Consider the following 16,605-nt stretch of genomic DNA (forward strand, 5'->3'; position numbering starts at 1 on the left):
TGTGGCCCGGCCCCACATGTGGAGGACCGGGCCACAGCCGGGTGCGCGGCTCCCGAACGGGCTTGCAAGGGCGCTCAAGTTCAGTTGGTGGTGTACTGCTGCATCCCGGGGACGTGCAGCGTTCCGCCGAACTGGGCGGCCTGGGTGATCTTCACGTTCGTGAAGTAGATCAGCGGGATGTTCAGCGGCGGCGGATGCTCCGGGTTGAACGTGATCGGGAGCAGGCCGAACAGGTTGCCGGAGATGCTCTCCGTGTACATCACCGTGTCGCCGTCGCGGATCGTGGAGGTCGAGCCCTTGGCCGCCTGCACGTGATAGGTCTTGTCGTGCTCCTTGACCAGCTGGTGCAGGTCGCCGATGTCGGTGCCGTCGGAGATGACGTACTTCAGGACCTTCTTGGTCTTGCCGCCGGCGGTCTTCACCTCGACGACGCCCTGGTAGTCCGCGCCCTTGAGCAGCAGCGAACTTGCCTCCAGGTACCAGGGGTTGTCCGCCACGAGTACCTTGTTGTCGACGTCACCCTCGGCGTCGGTGGCGACCGGGCAGTCCTCGGCGGCCGTGGTGGGGCTCGCGGAGGGACTGGGAGTGGGAGTGCCCGCGGCGGCCTCGGCCGTCTCCTCCGCCACCGCCTTCGTGGTGTCCTCAGCCACCTTCGACGCGGCGTCGGTCGTGTCCTTCACCGTGCCGTCGACCGTGTCGGTGACCTTTTCGGTCGTCTCCTCGGCGGCGTCGGAGGTGTCCTTGGCCGTGTCCTCCGGCGCGGAGGCGGAGGGCGACGGCGTCGGGCTCTCGCCCCCCGAGGCGCTGTCGCTCCCCGATTCGCTGTCGCTGCCGCCCGTGAAGATGCCGGTGATCGCGTCGCCGATGTCCTCCAGCAGGTTGCCCCCGCTGTCGGACGGCGAGGGGCTCGCCGTGGCCGTGTCGCCGGAGGTGGAGTTGCTCTCCTTGGACGGCGAGGCGGACGGGGACGGCGTGGGGTCGGCCTCGTCGTCGGAACCTGAATCCGACGAAGAGGAGTCACCCGCGTCCGGGGACGCGGGGGCCGAGGGAGGTGTCTCCGCCGGCTCGTCCTTGTCCTCGTCCGTCGCCGCGTCGTCGTCCGACGAGGCGGACGGCGACGGCGTGGGCGACGGGGCCGCGCCGTCCTCGTCAAGGGCCGCGAGGCAGTCCTTGTACTCGTCGGCCGTGAGGCTCTTCGACGTCGGCTGCTCGTCGGCGAGGGCGAGCGTGGGCGTGAACCCGATGCCCATGAGGACCGCCGTCGGCATCGCCGCCATGGCTATCGCCTTGCCGGCCGGCATGTTGAACCTGGTGAACAGCGGCTTCTTGGGCGCCGCGTGACGCGGTCCCGATCTGACCCGGGTCGAAACCTCAGGGCCCTCGCCGTGGGTCTCGTCAGCCGACACGGTACCCCCCGTTCGAGTCGTGGGCCCCCGCGGCTTCGGGCGTCCGGTCCACCGGCCCGCCCTGTCCGGGATCCTGCACACCGTGCGGCGCTCCCGGCTCACCCACGGCACCCCCGGGAGCGGGCTCCACCGCACCCTCCTCCGACGGGCCCTGCTTCGCCTCGCGCGGTCCGGCGCCCGCGGCCTCCGGCTCGCCCGGCACCCACGAGACGGCGAGCGCGCCGCCGATCATCGCGAGCAGGAAGCCGATGATGAAGCCGCCAATGTTGGAGACCACCAGGGACACCAGGGCGAGGACGATCGCGGCGACACCGGCGAAGACACGTGTGGCCTGCTGGAACCACATGGTCAGGCCGAGTGTCACCAGCAGTACGCCGATGATGAGGGAGCCGGCACCCGCGGTGGTCGCCATGGCGAGCGACATGGTGCCCAACTTGAGGGTGGCGTACGGGAAGTAGGCGATCGGCACCCCGCCGAGCAGGGTCAACATGCCTGCCCAGAACGGCCGGGTGCCCCGCCAGTCACGGAATCGCAGACGCAACCGGGTGAACGTCCCGGCGTTCTGGACCGGAGTCTCGGCACTCATGGAAAACAGCTCCCTGGGTCCGGTTGAAGTACGTACCGGCTCGGCCGTAGGCGTGGAGAAGCCGGAAGTCTGAGTGTGTGCAAGTGCCCGGCGCGAGGCGTCGAGCCGGGCGTACGGGGCGGAGAAGCTATGAACTCCTCCGCCCCCATGGACAGCTCAGCTGTCCAAGAACGCCCCTACGGCGAGAGCCGTCAGTAGCACTCCATCTTGGGGTCGGTGCCGAGACGCATCTTCAGGCCACTGAGCTTGAAGGTGCCGGCCGTGGTCGCCCACGCCGTCTGCTTGACGCCATAGAGGTCTGCCGAGTCCGCCTCCTGGGCGAAGCCGCCCGGAAGGACGTTCTCACCCTCCTTGATGGCAGGGCCTTTGCTCTGGTCCTTGACCGCAACACCGATGTTGATGTTCTTGAACGTCGCGTCGGCGTCGAGCTGGGCGACGTCGATGTAGAGGTTCTCGGCCTCGACCTTGTGATCCGCGTCCGGCCCGGCATCGAGACGGAGGTAGATCGTCTTCCCTATGAGGGGAATCTCCGTCTTGACCGACTGGCACATCTTCGTGATCTCGGCGGTCCTGAACGACGAGATCGCGACCGCGCGGGTCGTCTTGTTCTTGCCGTCGGTCGACGTGTAACCGGTGTCGATACCGCCGTACTGGGCGAAGCCCTCACCGTGAAGGTGCCCGGCCGTCACCTTGAACTCCTGGCCGGACACGCTGAACGACGCGGCCAGCGCACCCTGCGCAAGCCCGACGCCCACAGCCGCGGCCGCGGCGACGCTGGGCACCATGACCACAGCGAACCGCTTCCATCTGGTCCCGCCACGCACCTGGGACTCCATAATTCCTCCTTCTCGGACGTACATCTCCTGACCCTGACTGCCCCTGTCGAACGAGACGGCTCAGCCGGGCAGGGATGGGAGAAGTGCTACGTCCTCGGGAAGGAGAGCGCCCGCGCTCGGTAGCGCGAAAAGCGCCCGAATCACCGGCGATCACCCCCGAGCGACAACCACTGGGTCGCGCCTGACACGCATCACGCACAACCTTGCTGGACAGGCTTCGCCGGAAGGACGAAGACCCCCCTGCCCAAAGAGCCGGCGCCACTGCCGCCGGCTCTGCTCGGTGGGGACCCAGGAGTTCCCGCGGGCCCAACCGGCTGCTGGGGTACGGGAATGGACCGAGCGTGGCCGATCGTGGTGCATTCTCGCCGCCCGCACAAGGGGCTCCGTTACTCGCTAGTAACGGCCGGATAACCGAACAACGACCCGCCGGTCTCGGACGGCGACACTGGGTGTTGTCAAGCGGGCGGACATGTCCATGAATCACGGGACAGAATCTGACAGAACACCGCCGCCGACTTACTGGCAGTAACAGCGGCCGTGTTTACCAAGATTTGGTAAAGCACGGCCGCACTGACGCTCCGTCGGCAAATCCTTCACTCAGGCAACACGGGCCCGTGCGTTTAGTGACTGGTCAGAACGGGGCTCCCGCCCCGCTCAGAACAGAGCGCGCGCGAGAGCCCTGCGCGCCGCCGCGACCCGGGGATCGTCGCCACCCACGACCTCGAACAGCTCCAGCAGCCGCAGGCGTACGGCGTCCCGCTCGTCACCCGCGGTGCGCCGCACCGCGTCGATGAGCCGCCCGAAGGCGTCCTCGACATGACCGCCCACCAGATCCAGGTCGGCGGCGGCGATCTGCGCCCGCGCGTCGTCCGGCTTGTCGGCGGCGTCCTTGCGCACCTGCTGCGGATCGGCGCCCTGCACCCGCTGGAGCAACTCGGCCTGGGCGAGGCCCAGTTTGGCCTCGGTGTTGCCCGGGTCGTCGCTCAGCACGTTCTTGTACGCCTGTACCGCACCGCCCAGGTCGCCCGCGTCGAGGGCCTGTACGGCGGCCTCAAGGAGCGCGTCGTACGGCCCGGCGGGAGGAGCGGCGGGGGCCTCCTGGGCGGGGGCCGGCTCGGCGTCGGGGTCGACGGCGAGGCCGGTGAGCCCGAACCGCTGCTCGGCGACGGTCACCAGCTGGTCGAGGGTCTGGCGGATCTGGGCCTCGCCGGCGGCGCCCTGGAAGAGCGGCAGGGCCTGCCCGGCCACGACGGCGAAGACGGCCGGGATCCCCTGAACCCCGAACTGCTGCATCAGCATCTGGTTGGCGTCGACATCGACCTTGGCGAGGACGAAGCGACCGTTGCACTCGACGGCGAGCCGCTCCAGGACCGGGCTCAGCTGCTTGCAGGGCTGGCACCACTCGGCCCAGAAGTCGATGACGACGGGCACCTCGGTGGACCGTTGCAGGACATCGTGCTCGAAGCCCGCCTCGTCGACGTCGATCACCAGGTCGGCGGGTGAGACGGCCCCTCCCCCGCCCTGCCGGGCCGCTTCGGCGCGCGCCTGCTCCGCCTTCGCCTTGGCCTCCTGGGCCGCCTTCACCGCGGCGAGGTCGACGACTCCGCTCATGGACATGTTCCGTGGCTGCATGCGTCTATCCTCCCCCGTTCCGCGCGCACATGTGAAAAGCGGTGTGAAAGCCGGGCCGACTGCGTGGTGTTCGGCGCCGGGTCCCCACCTGACACCAGTGATCGTCGCCCGCGGCTCGCCGCCCCACTCGCTTTCGCTACGAGTCGTAGCGTAATGCCACAGGGGCCCGGCGGAACACCACCCCCCGGTGATCTCCCTCACCACCCACCCCACGCAAACCTCCCGTTATGGTCGGGGCATGCAGAGCCGCACCCCCGCCGTCCGCCCGGGACGCCCGCGCAGCGCCGCCGCGGACACCGCGATCCTGGCCGCGACGCGGGCGGCTCTGGTCGAACTGGGCTGGTCCAAGCTCACGTTGGGGGACGTGGCGGCCCGAGCCGGGGTGGCTAAGACCACCCTCTACCGCCGCTGGTCCGGCAAGAACGAGCTGGTGGTCGACGCGGTCGCGGAGCTCTTCGACGAGCTGGAACTCCCCGACCGCGGCAGCCTGACCGCCGACATCGAGGGCGTGATCCTGCAGTTCGCGGCGATCCTGGCCCGCCCGGAGGCGAAGAGCGGCCTGATGGCGGTGGTGGCCGAGTCGACACGGGACGACGCCCTGCGCGAGCGCATCCGCGCCTCGATCGTAGAGCGCCAGAAGCTCCTCGTCCTGGAGGGCCGCGCTCGCGCCCAGCAGCGCGGGGAGCTGCCGGGGGAGAGCGACCCCGAGGCCGCGGCCCGGACCGCGGACCTCATCTTCGACGTGATCGCGGGCGCGGTGGTGCACCGCGCCCTGGTGAGCGCAGAGCCCGTCGACACGGACTGGGCCCGCGCCTTCACCGGGCTCCTACTGAACGGCCTGACCGCATCCACAGGTCATCCACCGCCCAGCTCGCACCAGACCAGCTTCCCGCGCAGGACTGGCGCCCCAAGGGAGTAATGCCCCCACCGGTCGGCCAGCTCTTCGACGATCCCCATCCCGCGCCCCTCTTCGCGGTCCGCGCCGCACAAGCGCGAAGGCCGGGGTGGCTCGCTGCTGGTGTCCCACACCGAGAGCCGCAGCCACTTCTCCGAGCGTCTTACGCGCAGGCAGGACGGTCCGGGGGCGTGCACATGCGCGCTGGTGACCAGCTCGGAGGCCAACAGCTCAGCCGTGACGAGGAGTTCGCCAAGCCCGTGCGCACGGAGGATCAGCCGTAGGGCGCCTCGCGCGACACCGACTGCGAGGGGATTGTGCGGGAGGTTGATGCTGTACTCCCAGTCGTCCTCGTTGTTCATGAGGCGCCTCCGTCCTAGGGAAGATTCGCAACTCGGATGCACACAGCGTGTGTTGGTTGCGATACTGACGGTAGGGATTGCGGAGTAGATTTTCTACCTACTTCCCCGAAAGGGTGACCTTCACCTTTCGGAAAGGGGACGAACCTTGGCACTACGGACCAGGATCAGCGAGCGACAGCGGCGCCTAGGCACTGAGCTGCGCAGGGCTCGCGAGATCAGCGGAGTCAGCACAAATGATGCGGCTGCGGCGACAGGGCTCAGAGCCCCACTCCTGAGCAACATCGAAGCCGGTCGCACCGCCATCGCCACGGAGCGACTCCGCAGGCTGTGCGGGCACTACGGGAATATTTCTACCCCGCACCTTGAGGCCTTGGTCGCCATGTCCGAGTCCAGCGGCAAGGGCTGGTGGAGCACCTATCAGGGACGGGTCACCCGGCACGCGCTCAACCTCGCGGAGCTGGAAGCTGGTGCGGCCAGCCTGTGCTCGTACGAGCCTTTGGTCATCCCAGGCCTGTTCCAGACCGAGGAGTACATCCGGGCCCTGTTCGGGGACGTGAAGCCCAAGCACGCCACGACCGAGGACGCCATCGCCTTCAGGTTGGAGCGCCAGCGGATCCTCGTGAGCGAAAATGCCCCCGCTGTACACGCTGTGATCCACGAGGCCGCCCTGCGTATGCACTACGGCGGCCCCAGTGTCATGCGCAGGCAGTTGCTGCATCTCATCGAGCTGTCGAGACTGCCGAACGTGACCATCCAGGTCTTCCCGTTCCGCGCACAGACCTTCCTGGGTGTCAGCACCCCGTTCCTGTACGTGCGGCCACCGGTCGAGGAACTGGCCACGGTCGTACTGGAACATCCGAGCGAGCCGATCTACCGTGACACACAGGAACACCTGTCCCAATATCGCGTGCTCTTCGGTCGGTTGAAGGACTCCGCGCTCCCTCCGATCACCCCCTCAGCCACGGCCGAAACTCAGGCGGCTCCAGGTTCCCTGCTGCTGATCCAACATCTCCTGTACGACTTCTAGAAAGGCCCGCAGTGCCCCAACTCACCTGGCAGAAGTCGTCGTTCAGTGGCGACGAGTCCGGCAACTGCCTCTACCTCGCCGCCGCCCCCGACGGCACCCTCCGCCTCCGCGAGAGCGACGCCCCGGACGAGATCATCGCGACCACGCCCGCGCGTCTGGGTCACCTCATACGGGCGGTGAAAGCAGGCCGCTCGCCACGGCCACCGCACGCAGCAGGTCATGTGGACAGCGGTGCGGCATCTTGATGCCCGTGCGGCTGGTGAAGAGCGGTCCGCCGTACGTGCTGTCACCGGGTGGGCGGCGGCGCGGAAGGTAGGCGTTGACGGCGAGGAGCCCGCCGGCGCGCAGTGCGAGGCCGAGTTGCAGGTAGCCGCAGGCGCGGTCCTGGTGAGGGTGAGGCGAGGAGCGGGGACCCCGCTCGTCGAATGCGGTGAGAAGCACCGCGATCTGCCGCGGGTCGAGGCCCGCCGGAGTCAACTGGACCGGCGGCCCTAAAATCCGGCGGGTTCCGTGTACACCCCCCACTCGTCCCGCAGCACCCCGCAGATCTCGCCCAGCGTGGCCTCGGCGCGTACGGCGTCGAGCATCGGCCCGATCATGTTGCCGCCGTCGCGCGCGGCCTCGAGCATCACGTCGAGCGCGGTCCGTACGGCGGCGTCGTCCCGCCCTGCCTTACGAGCCCCCAGCACCCGAACCTGCTCCCGCTCCACCTCATGGCTGACCCGCAGGATCTCCAGGTCCCCCGTGACGGACCCGTGGTGGACGTTCACACCCACGATCCTCTTGTCGCCCTTCTCCAGGGACCGCTGGTATTGGAACGCCGCCTCGGCGATCTCGCCCGTGAACCACCCGTCCTCGATCCCCCGCAGAATCCCCGACGTGATCGGCCCGATGGGGTGCCGCCCGTCCGGGTGGGCCCGCAACCCCCGCTCCCTGATCTGCTCGAAGATCTTCTCGGCGTCGGCCTCGATCCGGTCCGTCAGCTGCTCGACGAACCACGAACCGCCCAGCGGATCGGCCACGTTGGCGACCCCCGTCTCCTCCATGAGCACCTGCTGGGTCCGCAGCGCGATCTCCGCCGCCTGCTCCGAAGGCAGGGCGAGGGTCTCGTCCAGGGCGTTGGTGTGCAGCGAGTTCGTCCCGCCGAGTACGGCGGCCAGCGCCTCCACGGCCGTACGCACCACGTTGTTGTACGGCTGCTGGGCGGTCAGCGAGACCCCGGCGGTCTGGGTGTGGAAGCGCAGCCACTGCGCCTTGTCCGTCTTCGCCCCGTACACGTTCCGCATCCAGCGCGCCCAGATCCTGCGCGCGGCGCGGAACTTGGCGATCTCCTCGAAGAAGTCGACATGGGCGTCGAAGAAGAAGGACAGACCGGGAGCGAACACATCCACGTCCAGCCCACGGCTCAGCCCCAGCTCCACATACCCGAACCCGTCGGCCAGCGTGTACGCCAGCTCCTGCGCGGCCGTCGACCCGGCCTCCCTGATGTGGTACCCGGAGACGGACAGCGGCTTGTAGTCGGGGATCCCCGCCGCGCAGTACTCCATCAGGTCGCCGATCAGCCGCAGATGCGGCTCAGGCTGGAAGAGCCACTCCTTCTGCGCGATGTACTCCTTGAAGATGTCGGTCTGGAGGGTCCCGTTGAGCACCCCCGGATCGACGCCCTGCCGCTCGGCGGCGACGAGATACATGCAGAACACGGGAACGGCCGGCCCGCTGATGGTCATGGACGTGGTGACGTCCCCCAGCGGAATGCCCCGGAACAGGACCTCCATGTCGGCGGCCGAGTCGATGGCCACCCCACAGTGCCCGACCTCACCGAGCGACCGCGGATCATCGGAGTCGCGCCCCATGAGGGTCGGCATGTCGAAGGCGACGGACAACCCGCCCCCGCCGTTGCCGAGGATCATCTTGTACCGCTCGTTGGTCTGCTCGGCGTTCCCGAACCCGGCGAACTGCCGGATGGTCCACGTGCGCCCCCGGTAGCCGGTCGGATACAGCCCACGCGTGAAGGGATACTCCCCCGGCCACCCGATCCGCTCGAACCCCTCATAGGCGTCCCCGTCCCGGGGCCCGTACACCGGCTCCACGGGATCCCCGGAGAGCGTGGTGAAGTCCGCGTCGCGCGTACGCGCGGCGTCGTACCGGGCCTGCCAGCGACGGCGGCCCTCCTCGATGGCGTCAGCGTCCATACCATCGAATTTACTTGGACGTCCTAGTAAATGTCGACGGCTTACCGGGGCGTCAAGGTAATTGGTACAAATGGACCGCCGCACACACACCGGCGTACGGCGGTGACGCCGCGCTACGCCTTCGCGACCGCGCCCGCGTCCTCGGCGACCTCGGCCTCGAGCTCGTGCGTGATCTTACGCTCCACGAAGAAGGCGGCCGTCGGGATCGTGCCCGCGAGCAGCACCCACAGCTGCTTGGCGACCGGCCACTTCGCCTTGGAGCCGAGGTCGAAGGCGAAGACCAGGTACACGACGTACAGCCAGCCGTGCGCGATGCTGACGACGCGCGTGAAGTCGTCCGCGCCGTCCATCTCGAGCAGGTACTTGCCGATCATGCCCAGGGTCAGCAGAACCAGCAGCACACCGGTGACGTAGGCCATGACGCGGTAGCGGGTCAGCACGCTCTTCTTCATGCCGTCGAGCGTAACCACCCCTTCCGGGCGATCTTGCCCCGGGCTGTCAGTCCTCGTCGAAGTCCTGGGCGGCCACCCGTAGCGGACGCAGCATCGCGAAGATCTCCCCGCACTCCTCCGCGTCGTACACCCCGAGCCCGAAGTCCATCGCCATCAGGTCGCGCGTGGCCGCCTCGACCACCTCGCGGCCCTTCTCGGTGATGGCGGCGAGTGTGCCGCGTCCGTCCTTGGGGTTGGGCTTCTTGTCGACCAGGCCCGACTTCACCAGGCGGTCCACGGTGTTCGTCACCGAGGTGGGGTGGACCATCAGGCGTTCGCCGATCTTGGACATCGTCAGCTCGCCCGCCTTGGAGAAGGTGAGCAGCACGAGCGCCTCGTAGCGCGCGAACGTCAGCCCGTACGGCTTGACCACCGCGTCGACCTCGGCGAGCAGGATCTGGTGGGCGCGCATGATCGAGGTGATCGCGGCCATCGACGGCACGTTTCCCCAGCGCTGCTTCCAGAGTTCGTCGGCGCGGGCGATGGGATCGAAGGGAAGACTGAGCGGCTTCGGCACGTCTCCAGACCTTACCGGCCGGTCACATGCCGGTCAGCCCCGTCTCGCCCATCGGTCGGTTCCGTCCGGGCGAGCCAGAGCGCGCCCCGACGGGCGGGCGACCGAGGCCCCGGACGCGTGGGAGCAACTGGGTTCGTGGGCGGCCGCGTTGGAGGAGCTCGTCCCGGTCGGCGCGGCCCTGCGTGAAGGGGGCGTTCCCCCCATTGGCCCGCATGGCTCGCGGCTCCTGGTCCACCGACCCACGATGAAGACTCAGGGCCGACCGGCGTTCGCGCTGCGGGACACGGCGGCCGTCGCTTGCCCTCTCGTGAAGGAAGGGACTGCCGGATGACCACTTCGAAACGCATATCCCAGTCGGCCTTCGACGGCTCCAGGCTGCGAGTCATCCTGCTCGTCGATCTCCACGAAGGCGCCCAGGAACAGTTCCTCGACGCGTACGAGCACATGCGCAACCACGTCGTGTCGGTTCCCGGTCACCTCAGTGACCAGCTGTGCCAGTCGGCGGAGAACCCGTCCCAGTGGATCATCACGAGCGAATGGGCGAGCGCCCCGCCGTACCTCGCATGGGTCAGCAGTGAGGACCACATCGAGACGGTCAGGCCCCTGCAGAGCTGCGTCCGTGACCTCCGGTCGATGCGTTACCGCATCCTCCGGGAGACCGGCCGTGCCCTCCCGCCCACCGCCGGGACCTCGGACGCACTCCAGGGGTCCGTGCGGGTGGGCGACGGGTTGACGCGCCACGCACTGACGTTCACCGTCAAGCCGGGCTCCGAGTCCAAGGTCGCGGAGATCCTCGCCCACTACGCACCGCCCGAGTCCCGCGTGGACGACTCCACGCGGCTGAGCCGCACCACGCTGTTCATGCACGGCAACCGAGTCGTCCGCACCGTGGAGGTGGAGGGCGACCTGATGGCGGCGCTGCGCCACGTCTCGCGTCAGCCGGAGGTGCGGGCCGTCGAGGAAGCCCTCAATCCGTACCTGGAACTGAGCAGGGATCTGACCGATCCCGAGTCCGCACGGGCCTTCTTCACCCGCGCGGCCATGCCGGCCGTACACCACGTGACCCACGGCGGGCCGGAACCGGCCGAGCTGCGCCGGCACGCGCTGTTCTACCCGGCGCGGGAGGGCTGCGGGATGGCACTCGCCCGGCTGCTCTCCCAGCAGGACGAGACCGCCGCGGACGATCCGGCCGGCCCCGTGCACCGCAGCACCGTCTTCCATCGGGACGACATCGTCGTCCGGCTCATCGATGTACCGGGCGATCCCGAGACCGATCCGGTCAGAGCGCTCGGCGTCCACGGCCCGAGGAAGGCCGCCGTGCTGGCTCGCCTCCTCGACGGCCCCGCGCTCGGCGTGGAAGGACCGCTCACCAGTGAACGGGACGCGACCCGTCTCCTGACCCACGCCGACATGACGCTGATCACCGATCGCAGGGCCGCACAGTCCTGAACTGTCCTGACAGCGCACGGACCACACCCCCACTGCCCAACCTGGAGACGGACCATGCACAAAACGCACCCGCGCATCGTGGACCTGAGTGAGACCGAGCCCAACCGCAAGCGCGGCGGCGACCTGCGCACGATGCTGACACCCGTCACGGTGGGTTCCACGAGCGGGTTCATGGGCCTGGCCATCATGCGGCCCGGCGAACGCATCAGCGAGCACTACCACCCGTATTCCGAGGAGTTCATCTTCGTCGTCGAGGGCAGCCTGGAGGTCGACCTGGATGGCGAGACCTTCTCCCTCCGCTCCGACCAAGGCCTCATGATCCCCATCGACATGCGGCACCGCTTCCGCAACGTCGGTGACGAGGAAGCCCGGATGGTCTTCCACCTGGGTCCGCTGGCACCGAAACCGAGCCTCGGCCACGTCGACACGGAGCCCGTGACGCAGAGCGAGGACCTCAAGCCGTATCCGCTCGTCCAGGAGGAGAGCCGCCGGCCCGAACGCCGTGGGGTCCCCTCATGACCCGGCGGGTGGCGGTCACCGGTATCGGCGTCGTCGCCCCCGGCGGGATCGGGGTGCCGGCGTTCTGGGACCTGCTCTCCAACGGTCGTACGGCGACGCGCGGCATCACCCTGTTCGACCCCGAGGGGCTGCGCTCCCGGATTGCCGCCGAGTGCGACTTCGACCCCCTCGCGCATGGGCTCGAACCCGAGCTGGTCGAACGCGCCGACCGGTACATCCAGTTCGCCATGGTCGCAGCGGCGGAGGCGATCGCCGACGGCGGCGTCGACTTCGGCAGCGAAGACCCCTGGCGCGTGGCGGTCTCCCTCGGCAGCGCGGTGGGCGGCACGACCCGTCTGGAGCACGACTACGTCCTGGTCAGTGAACGAGGACAGCGCTGGGACGTCGACCACCGCACCGCCGAACCGCAGCTGCACCTGGCGTTCTCGCCCAGCACGCTGGCCTCCGTCGTCGCGGAACGCTTCGGCGCGCAGGGTCCGGTGCAGACCGTCTCCACCGGCTGTACCTCCGGACTCGACGCGGTGGGCTACGGCTCCCACACCATCGAGGAGGGCCGTGCCGACATCTGCATCGCCGGGGCGTCGGACTCGCCGATCTCCCCGATCACCATGGCCTGCTTCGACGCCATCAAGGCGACGTCGCCGAACAACGACGACCCTGCGCACGCCTCCCGGCCCTTCGACGCCCACCGCGACGGATTCGTCATGGGTGAGGGCGCCGCGGTGCTCGTCCTGGAGGAGCTCGAGCACGCCCGTGCCCGAGGCGCGCACGTCTACTGCGAGATCGGCGGCTACGCCACGTTCGGCAACTCGTACCACATGACCGGACTGACCAGTGAGGGCCTGGAGATGGCGCGGGCCATCGACACCACGCTCGACCACGCCCGTGTGGACCCCACGGACATCGACTACGTCAACGCGCACGGCTCGGGCACCCGCCAGAACGACCGTCACGAGACCGCCGCGGTCAAGCGGTCCCTGGGCGCCCACGCCTACGACACGCCCATGAGCTCGATCAAGTCCATGGTGGGCCACTCGCTGGGTGCGATCGGCGCGATCGAGGTCGTCGCCTGCGTACTGGCCCTGGCCCGCCAGGTGGTGCCGCCCACGGCGAACTACGAGACCCCGGACCCCGAGTGCGATCTGGACTACGTACCGCGTACCGCACGCCCCCGCAGGCTCGACAACGTGCTGTCCGTCGGCAGCGGTTTCGGCGGCTTCCAGTCCGCGGTGCTCCTGACGGGGCCAGGCGGGAGGAAACGATGAGTGGTCAACGTACCCGGCACACGGCGATCACGGGGATCGGTGTGGTCGCACCCAACGGCCTGCGTACGGACACCTACTGGAAGTCCGTCAAGGAGGGCCTGAACGTACTGGACAGGATCACCCGGGAGGGATGCGGGCACCTTCCGCTCCGTGTCGCCGGCGAGGTCCGGGGGTTCGACCCGTCGGCACTCATCGAGGACACCTTCCTCGTCCAGACCGACCGGTTCACCCACTTCGCGTTGGCCGCCGCCGACGCCGCACTGGAGGACGCGGGCCTGAGCGGCATCGCCGCCGACGCCCCGTACTCCGTCGGTGTGGTCACCGCCGCCGGATCCGGCGGCGGTGAGTTCGGCCAGCGGGAACTGCAGAAGCTGTGGGGACAGGGGGCCCGATTCGTCGGGCCCTACCAGTCCATCGCCTGGTTCTACGCGGCCAGCACCGGCCAGATATCGATCCGCAGGGGCTTCAAGGGGCCCTGCGGGGTGGTGGCCAGCGACGAGGCGGGCGGTCTGGACGCCGTCGCGCACGCCGCCCGGGCCGTGCGGCGGGGAACCGACGTGGTCGTGGTCGGGGCGGCCGAGGCGCCGCTCGCTCCCTACTCGATGGTCTGCCAGCTCGGATACCCCGAACTCAGCACCGTCGAGGACCCGTCCTGCGCCTACCGCCCCTTCACCTCCGCGGCCTGCGGTTTCGTGCCCGCCGAGGGCGGTGCCGTGCTGGTCGTCGAGGACGCGGACCGGGCACACCGCCGCGGCGGCGTCGTCCGCGCCACCGTGGCGGGACATGCCGCCACGTTCACCGGTGCCTCGCGCTGGGACCGGTCGCGGGAAGGGCTCGCCCACGCCATCCGTGCTGCCCTCGACGAGGCCGGCTGCGCGCCGGAGGAGATCGACGTGGTCTTCGCCGACGCGCTGGGTTCCCCGGAGGCGGACCGGGCCGAGGCCCTCGCCCTTGCCGACGCCCTCGGCCCGCACGGCACACGCGTGCCCGTCACGGCTCCCAAGGCCGGCATCGGACGGTCCTACTGCGGGGCACCCCTGCTGGACATCGCGGCCGCGGTGCTGGCCATGGAGCACGGGCAGATACCGCCGACGCCGGGCGTCTTCGACGTCTGCCACGAGATCGACCTGGTGACGTCCACGGCACGCCCGGCCGAGCTCCGCACGGCCCTGGTCCTCAGCCGGGGACTCATGGGCTCCAATGCGGCGCTGGTCCTGCGCCGCGGCCCGGGAACCGCCGCCTAAACGACAAGGAGAACGCGTATGACCACCGAAATGACCCAAGTAACCGTCGAGGAACTGGCCACGCTGATGAAGAAGGCCGCCGGCGTGACCGTCGACCCGCACGACCTCGAGCGCCGGGTGGACACGCCCTTCGCCGAGTTCGGGCTGGACTCGCTCGGTCTCCTCGGCATCGTGGGCGAGCTGGAGAACCGGCACGGCCGGGCGCTGCCCACCGACGCGGAGCGGTGCAAGAGCCCGCGTCAGTTCCTCGACCTCGTCAACGGCGCGTTCACGACTGGAGCCTGAAGTGGTAGGACACACCGAGAACGAGATCACCATCGCCGCACCCCTCGACCTCGTCTGGGACATGACGAACGACCTGGACAGATGGCCGCAGTTGTTCAGCGAGTACGCGGCCGTCGACGTGCTGTCCCGCAACGGCGACACCGTGACCTTCCGTCTGACCATGCACCCCGACGAGAACGGCAAGGTGTGGAGCTGGGTGTCGGAACGGGTCGCCGACCGTGAGAAGCTCACCGTCCGCGCCCGCCGGGTCGAGACCGGCCCGTTCGACTACATGAACATCGAGTGGAAGTACGAGGAGACCGCCGCCGGCACCCGGATGCACTGGACGCAGGACTTCGCCATGAAGCCCGACGCTCCGGTCGACGACGCCGGGATGACGGACATCATCAACCGCAACTCGCCCATCCAGCTGGCCCTCATCCGCGACCGCATCGAGCGGGCCGCCGAAGAGCGGCGAACAGCACCCAGCACGCCCGCCTGAGCGACGCGGTGGCAGAAGGAGATCTCATGCACCACGCCCTGATCGTCGCCCGGATGGCCCCGCAGTCGGCTCCGGACATCGCCGAGGTCTTCGCGGCCTCGGACCGCGGCGAACTCCCGCACCTCGTCGGGGTGACCCGGCGCTCCCTCTTCCAGTTCGGCGACGTGTACATGCACCTCATCGAAGCCGAGCAGGAGCCGGGGCCCGCCATCGCGCGAGTGGCCGGGCACCCCGAGTTCCTCGACATCACCAGGAAGCTCGAAGCGTACGTCAGTCCGTACGACCCGCAGACGTGGCGCAGTCCGAAGGACGCGATGGCGCGGTGCTTCTACCACTGGGAGAGGGAGACCGACGCTCGCTGACGCACACGAGGAGGCCGCCGTCCGCGCGGACGGCGGCCTCTTCGTGTGCGTCAGCGAGCGAGTAGTGCGGGCATCAGACGCATGGCGTTCTCACGGTTGATCGCGTGGAGTTGCTCATCGGAGAGGACCGGGTCGTTGTCCAGGGCAGGTGTCGTGATGTCGGCGACGACGTGTCCGGGGGTGGGCGGCCAGTCCGTGCCGAAGAGGATGCGGCGGGGGTCCACGGTGGCAAGCAGGGTGGGCGTGGCCGAGGGGGACATGGGTCCCGCGGTGTCGAAGTAGAAGCGGTGCAGGTAGTCACGGACCCGGCCCGGTTCGATCTCGGGAGTGAGCTGCCCGCCGAAGAGTTCGAGCCGGGTGGCCATGTACGGAAGGAAGCCTCCACCGTGAGGAAGGATGAAGGTGAGATTCGGATAGCGGTCCAGGGTGCCGTTCTTGATGAGGTTGATGGCGGCACGCGTGGTGTCCATCAGGAAGTCGCACATGAAGGGCGGCATTCCCGGCAGCCCCGTACTTCCGGGAGGGCCGCCCTTTCCGGCCGGCACTTCCATGGGGTGGGTACTGACGACCGCGGACCGGTCGTTGAGTTCGTTCAGGAGACGGTCGTGCGACGCGTCGCCGAGGTAGACACCGTCCATGCTCGTTCTCGTACTCACCCCGACGGCACCGAGTTCGTCGAGGCCGTACTCGAGGCTCCACCGGGAGAGTTCCAGGTCGTCGAGGAACACCGGCGTGAAGAACCGGAAGCGTGCGGGCTGTTCTTCGACGACGTCAGCCGCTGCCCGCAGGGCGACCCGTGCGCTTTCCTGCCGCTCCGTGCGCTCCTGGAACCGGCCGAGCATCGCCACCGTCATGACGGCCGTGCCGATGCCGGCCTTGTCCATGAGTTCCAGGGCCGCGTTCAGGTCCCAGCGCGTCCACCAGGGCAGCTTCTCTCGGTTGACGACGCCTCGTTCCTCCGCCCAGTCCAGCCAGGCCGGCGCGGTGAAGTGGTGGTGGACGTCCACTCGGCCCGCGGCGGTGCCGTCGTAGCCTGCTGATGTCATTGCCATGTCC

The 16,605-nt window shown here is 69.0% G+C and carries 20 protein-coding genes and 1 pseudogene; 11 read left to right on the forward strand and 10 right to left on the reverse strand.

Features of this window, described 5'->3' with window-relative positions:
- Nucleotides 1–80: 80 nt before the first annotated feature.
- From AQJ91_RS34480 to AQJ91_RS34495, 4 genes are all read right to left on the reverse strand, one after another.
- Nucleotides 81–1,406, reverse strand: coding sequence for a hypothetical protein (locus tag AQJ91_RS34480; RefSeq protein ID WP_067029484.1), 1,326 nt, complete (start codon nucleotides 1,404–1,406; stop codon nucleotides 81–83).
- On the reverse strand, nucleotides 1,396–1,992 hold the full coding sequence (locus tag AQJ91_RS34485; protein WP_067029486.1) for a DUF6114 domain-containing protein: 597 nt from the start codon (nucleotides 1,990–1,992) through the stop codon (nucleotides 1,396–1,398). Before AQJ91_RS34485 ends, AQJ91_RS34480 begins: the two co-directional genes overlap by 11 nt.
- Nucleotides 1,993–2,183: 191 nt before the next feature.
- On the reverse strand, nucleotides 2,184–2,828 hold the full coding sequence (locus tag AQJ91_RS34490; protein WP_067029488.1) for a DUF6230 family protein: 645 nt from the start codon (nucleotides 2,826–2,828) through the stop codon (nucleotides 2,184–2,186).
- Between the two features lie 654 nt (nucleotides 2,829–3,482).
- Nucleotides 3,483–4,460, reverse strand: coding sequence for a tetratricopeptide repeat protein (locus tag AQJ91_RS34495; protein ID WP_079085430.1), 978 nt, complete (start codon nucleotides 4,458–4,460; stop codon nucleotides 3,483–3,485).
- Nucleotides 4,461–4,698: 238 nt separating this feature from the next.
- On the opposite strand from AQJ91_RS34495, the gene AQJ91_RS34500 reads away from it, so the two are divergent.
- The gene (locus AQJ91_RS34500; protein ID WP_067029492.1) at nucleotides 4,699–5,379 is read left to right on the forward strand and encodes a TetR/AcrR family transcriptional regulator; all 681 of its coding nucleotides are present in this window, start codon (nucleotides 4,699–4,701) and stop codon (nucleotides 5,377–5,379) included.
- Here the strand turns inward: AQJ91_RS34500 and AQJ91_RS50575 are convergent.
- Nucleotides 5,316–5,717 carry an ATP-binding protein gene (locus AQJ91_RS50575; RefSeq protein ID WP_079085431.1) on the reverse strand — a complete coding sequence of 134 codons (402 nt, stop codon included), beginning with the start codon at nucleotides 5,715–5,717 and terminating at the stop codon, nucleotides 5,316–5,318. The two genes, AQJ91_RS34500 and AQJ91_RS50575, sit on opposite strands and share 64 nt — an antisense overlap.
- A 145-nt stretch (nucleotides 5,718–5,862) precedes the next feature.
- Between AQJ91_RS50575 and AQJ91_RS56335 the strand changes: the two are divergent.
- From AQJ91_RS56335 to AQJ91_RS50580, 3 genes and pseudogenes are all read left to right on the forward strand, one after another.
- Nucleotides 5,863–6,057: pseudogene (locus tag AQJ91_RS56335) on the forward strand (helix-turn-helix domain-containing protein); the annotation flags it as partial.
- A 39-nt stretch (nucleotides 6,058–6,096) separates the two neighbouring features.
- Nucleotides 6,097–6,744: a DUF5753 domain-containing protein gene (locus AQJ91_RS34505; RefSeq protein ID WP_234383218.1), complete on the forward strand. Its 648-nt coding sequence runs from the start codon at nucleotides 6,097–6,099 to the stop codon at nucleotides 6,742–6,744.
- Nucleotides 6,745–6,755: 11 nt separating this feature from the next.
- Nucleotides 6,756–6,989 carry a DUF397 domain-containing protein gene (locus AQJ91_RS50580; RefSeq protein WP_079085433.1) on the forward strand — a complete coding sequence of 78 codons (234 nt, stop codon included), beginning with the start codon at nucleotides 6,756–6,758 and terminating at the stop codon, nucleotides 6,987–6,989.
- On the opposite strand, the gene AQJ91_RS54715 is transcribed toward AQJ91_RS50580, so the two are convergent.
- The 4 genes from AQJ91_RS54715 to AQJ91_RS34525 all read right to left on the reverse strand — a co-directional run bounded on the left by AQJ91_RS54715 (nucleotide 6,910) and on the right by AQJ91_RS34525 (nucleotide 9,944).
- Nucleotides 6,910–7,185, reverse strand: coding sequence for a hypothetical protein (locus AQJ91_RS54715; protein ID WP_199848100.1), 276 nt, complete (start codon nucleotides 7,183–7,185; stop codon nucleotides 6,910–6,912). The two genes, AQJ91_RS50580 and AQJ91_RS54715, sit on opposite strands and share 80 nt — an antisense overlap.
- Nucleotides 7,186–7,235: 50 nt before the next feature.
- A complete protein-coding gene (locus AQJ91_RS34515) occupies nucleotides 7,236–8,936 on the reverse strand; it encodes a coenzyme B12-dependent isobutyryl-CoA mutase large subunit (RefSeq protein ID WP_067029495.1) in 1,701 nt (566 codons plus the stop codon).
- A 113-nt stretch (nucleotides 8,937–9,049) separates the two neighbouring features.
- Nucleotides 9,050–9,388: a DUF3817 domain-containing protein gene (locus tag AQJ91_RS34520; protein WP_067029654.1), complete on the reverse strand. Its 339-nt coding sequence runs from the start codon at nucleotides 9,386–9,388 to the stop codon at nucleotides 9,050–9,052.
- 46 nt (nucleotides 9,389–9,434) lie between these two features.
- Nucleotides 9,435–9,944 (reverse strand): MarR family winged helix-turn-helix transcriptional regulator, encoded by a 510-nt coding sequence (locus tag AQJ91_RS34525; protein WP_067029497.1) that lies wholly within the window; start codon nucleotides 9,942–9,944, stop codon nucleotides 9,435–9,437.
- Between the two features lie 327 nt (nucleotides 9,945–10,271).
- Here AQJ91_RS34525 and AQJ91_RS34530 point away from each other — a divergent pair, with 327 nt between their 5' ends.
- The 7 genes from AQJ91_RS34530 to AQJ91_RS34560 are packed head-to-tail and all read left to right on the forward strand — an operon-like array spanning nucleotide 10,272 to nucleotide 15,549.
- Nucleotides 10,272–11,393 carry a SchA/CurD-like domain-containing protein gene (locus AQJ91_RS34530; RefSeq protein WP_067029499.1) on the forward strand — a complete coding sequence of 374 codons (1,122 nt, stop codon included), beginning with the start codon at nucleotides 10,272–10,274 and terminating at the stop codon, nucleotides 11,391–11,393.
- A 54-nt stretch (nucleotides 11,394–11,447) separates the two neighbouring features.
- The gene (locus AQJ91_RS34535; RefSeq protein WP_067029500.1) at nucleotides 11,448–11,912 is read left to right on the forward strand and encodes a cupin domain-containing protein; all 465 of its coding nucleotides are present in this window, start codon (nucleotides 11,448–11,450) and stop codon (nucleotides 11,910–11,912) included.
- Entirely contained in the window at nucleotides 11,909–13,177 is a 1,269-nt protein-coding gene (locus AQJ91_RS34540) for a beta-ketoacyl-[acyl-carrier-protein] synthase family protein (protein WP_067029502.1), read from the forward strand. The genes AQJ91_RS34535 and AQJ91_RS34540 overlap by 4 nt, the downstream gene beginning before the upstream one ends.
- Entirely contained in the window at nucleotides 13,174–14,421 is a 1,248-nt protein-coding gene (locus AQJ91_RS34545; RefSeq protein WP_067029504.1) for a beta-ketoacyl synthase N-terminal-like domain-containing protein, read from the forward strand. The genes AQJ91_RS34540 and AQJ91_RS34545 overlap by 4 nt, the downstream gene beginning before the upstream one ends.
- Before the next feature lie 18 nt (nucleotides 14,422–14,439).
- A complete protein-coding gene (locus tag AQJ91_RS34550) occupies nucleotides 14,440–14,706 on the forward strand; it encodes an acyl carrier protein (RefSeq protein ID WP_067029506.1) in 267 nt (88 codons plus the stop codon).
- 1 nt (nucleotide 14,707) lies between these two features.
- The gene (locus AQJ91_RS34555; RefSeq protein ID WP_067029508.1) at nucleotides 14,708–15,187 is read left to right on the forward strand and encodes an SRPBCC family protein; all 480 of its coding nucleotides are present in this window, start codon (nucleotides 14,708–14,710) and stop codon (nucleotides 15,185–15,187) included.
- 26 nt (nucleotides 15,188–15,213) lie between these two features.
- Nucleotides 15,214–15,549: a TcmI family type II polyketide cyclase gene (locus AQJ91_RS34560; protein ID WP_067029510.1), complete on the forward strand. Its 336-nt coding sequence runs from the start codon at nucleotides 15,214–15,216 to the stop codon at nucleotides 15,547–15,549.
- A gap of 50 nt (nucleotides 15,550–15,599) precedes the next feature.
- On the opposite strand, the gene AQJ91_RS34565 is transcribed toward AQJ91_RS34560, so the two are convergent.
- Entirely contained in the window at nucleotides 15,600–16,595 is a 996-nt protein-coding gene (locus AQJ91_RS34565) for an amidohydrolase family protein (protein WP_067029512.1), read from the reverse strand.
- Nucleotides 16,596–16,605: the final 10 nt, after the last annotated feature.

This window comes from Streptomyces dysideae, from assembly GCF_001514305.1.
In the GTDB taxonomy this organism is placed as follows: Bacteria; Actinomycetota; Actinomycetes; order Streptomycetales; family Streptomycetaceae; genus Streptomyces; species Streptomyces dysideae.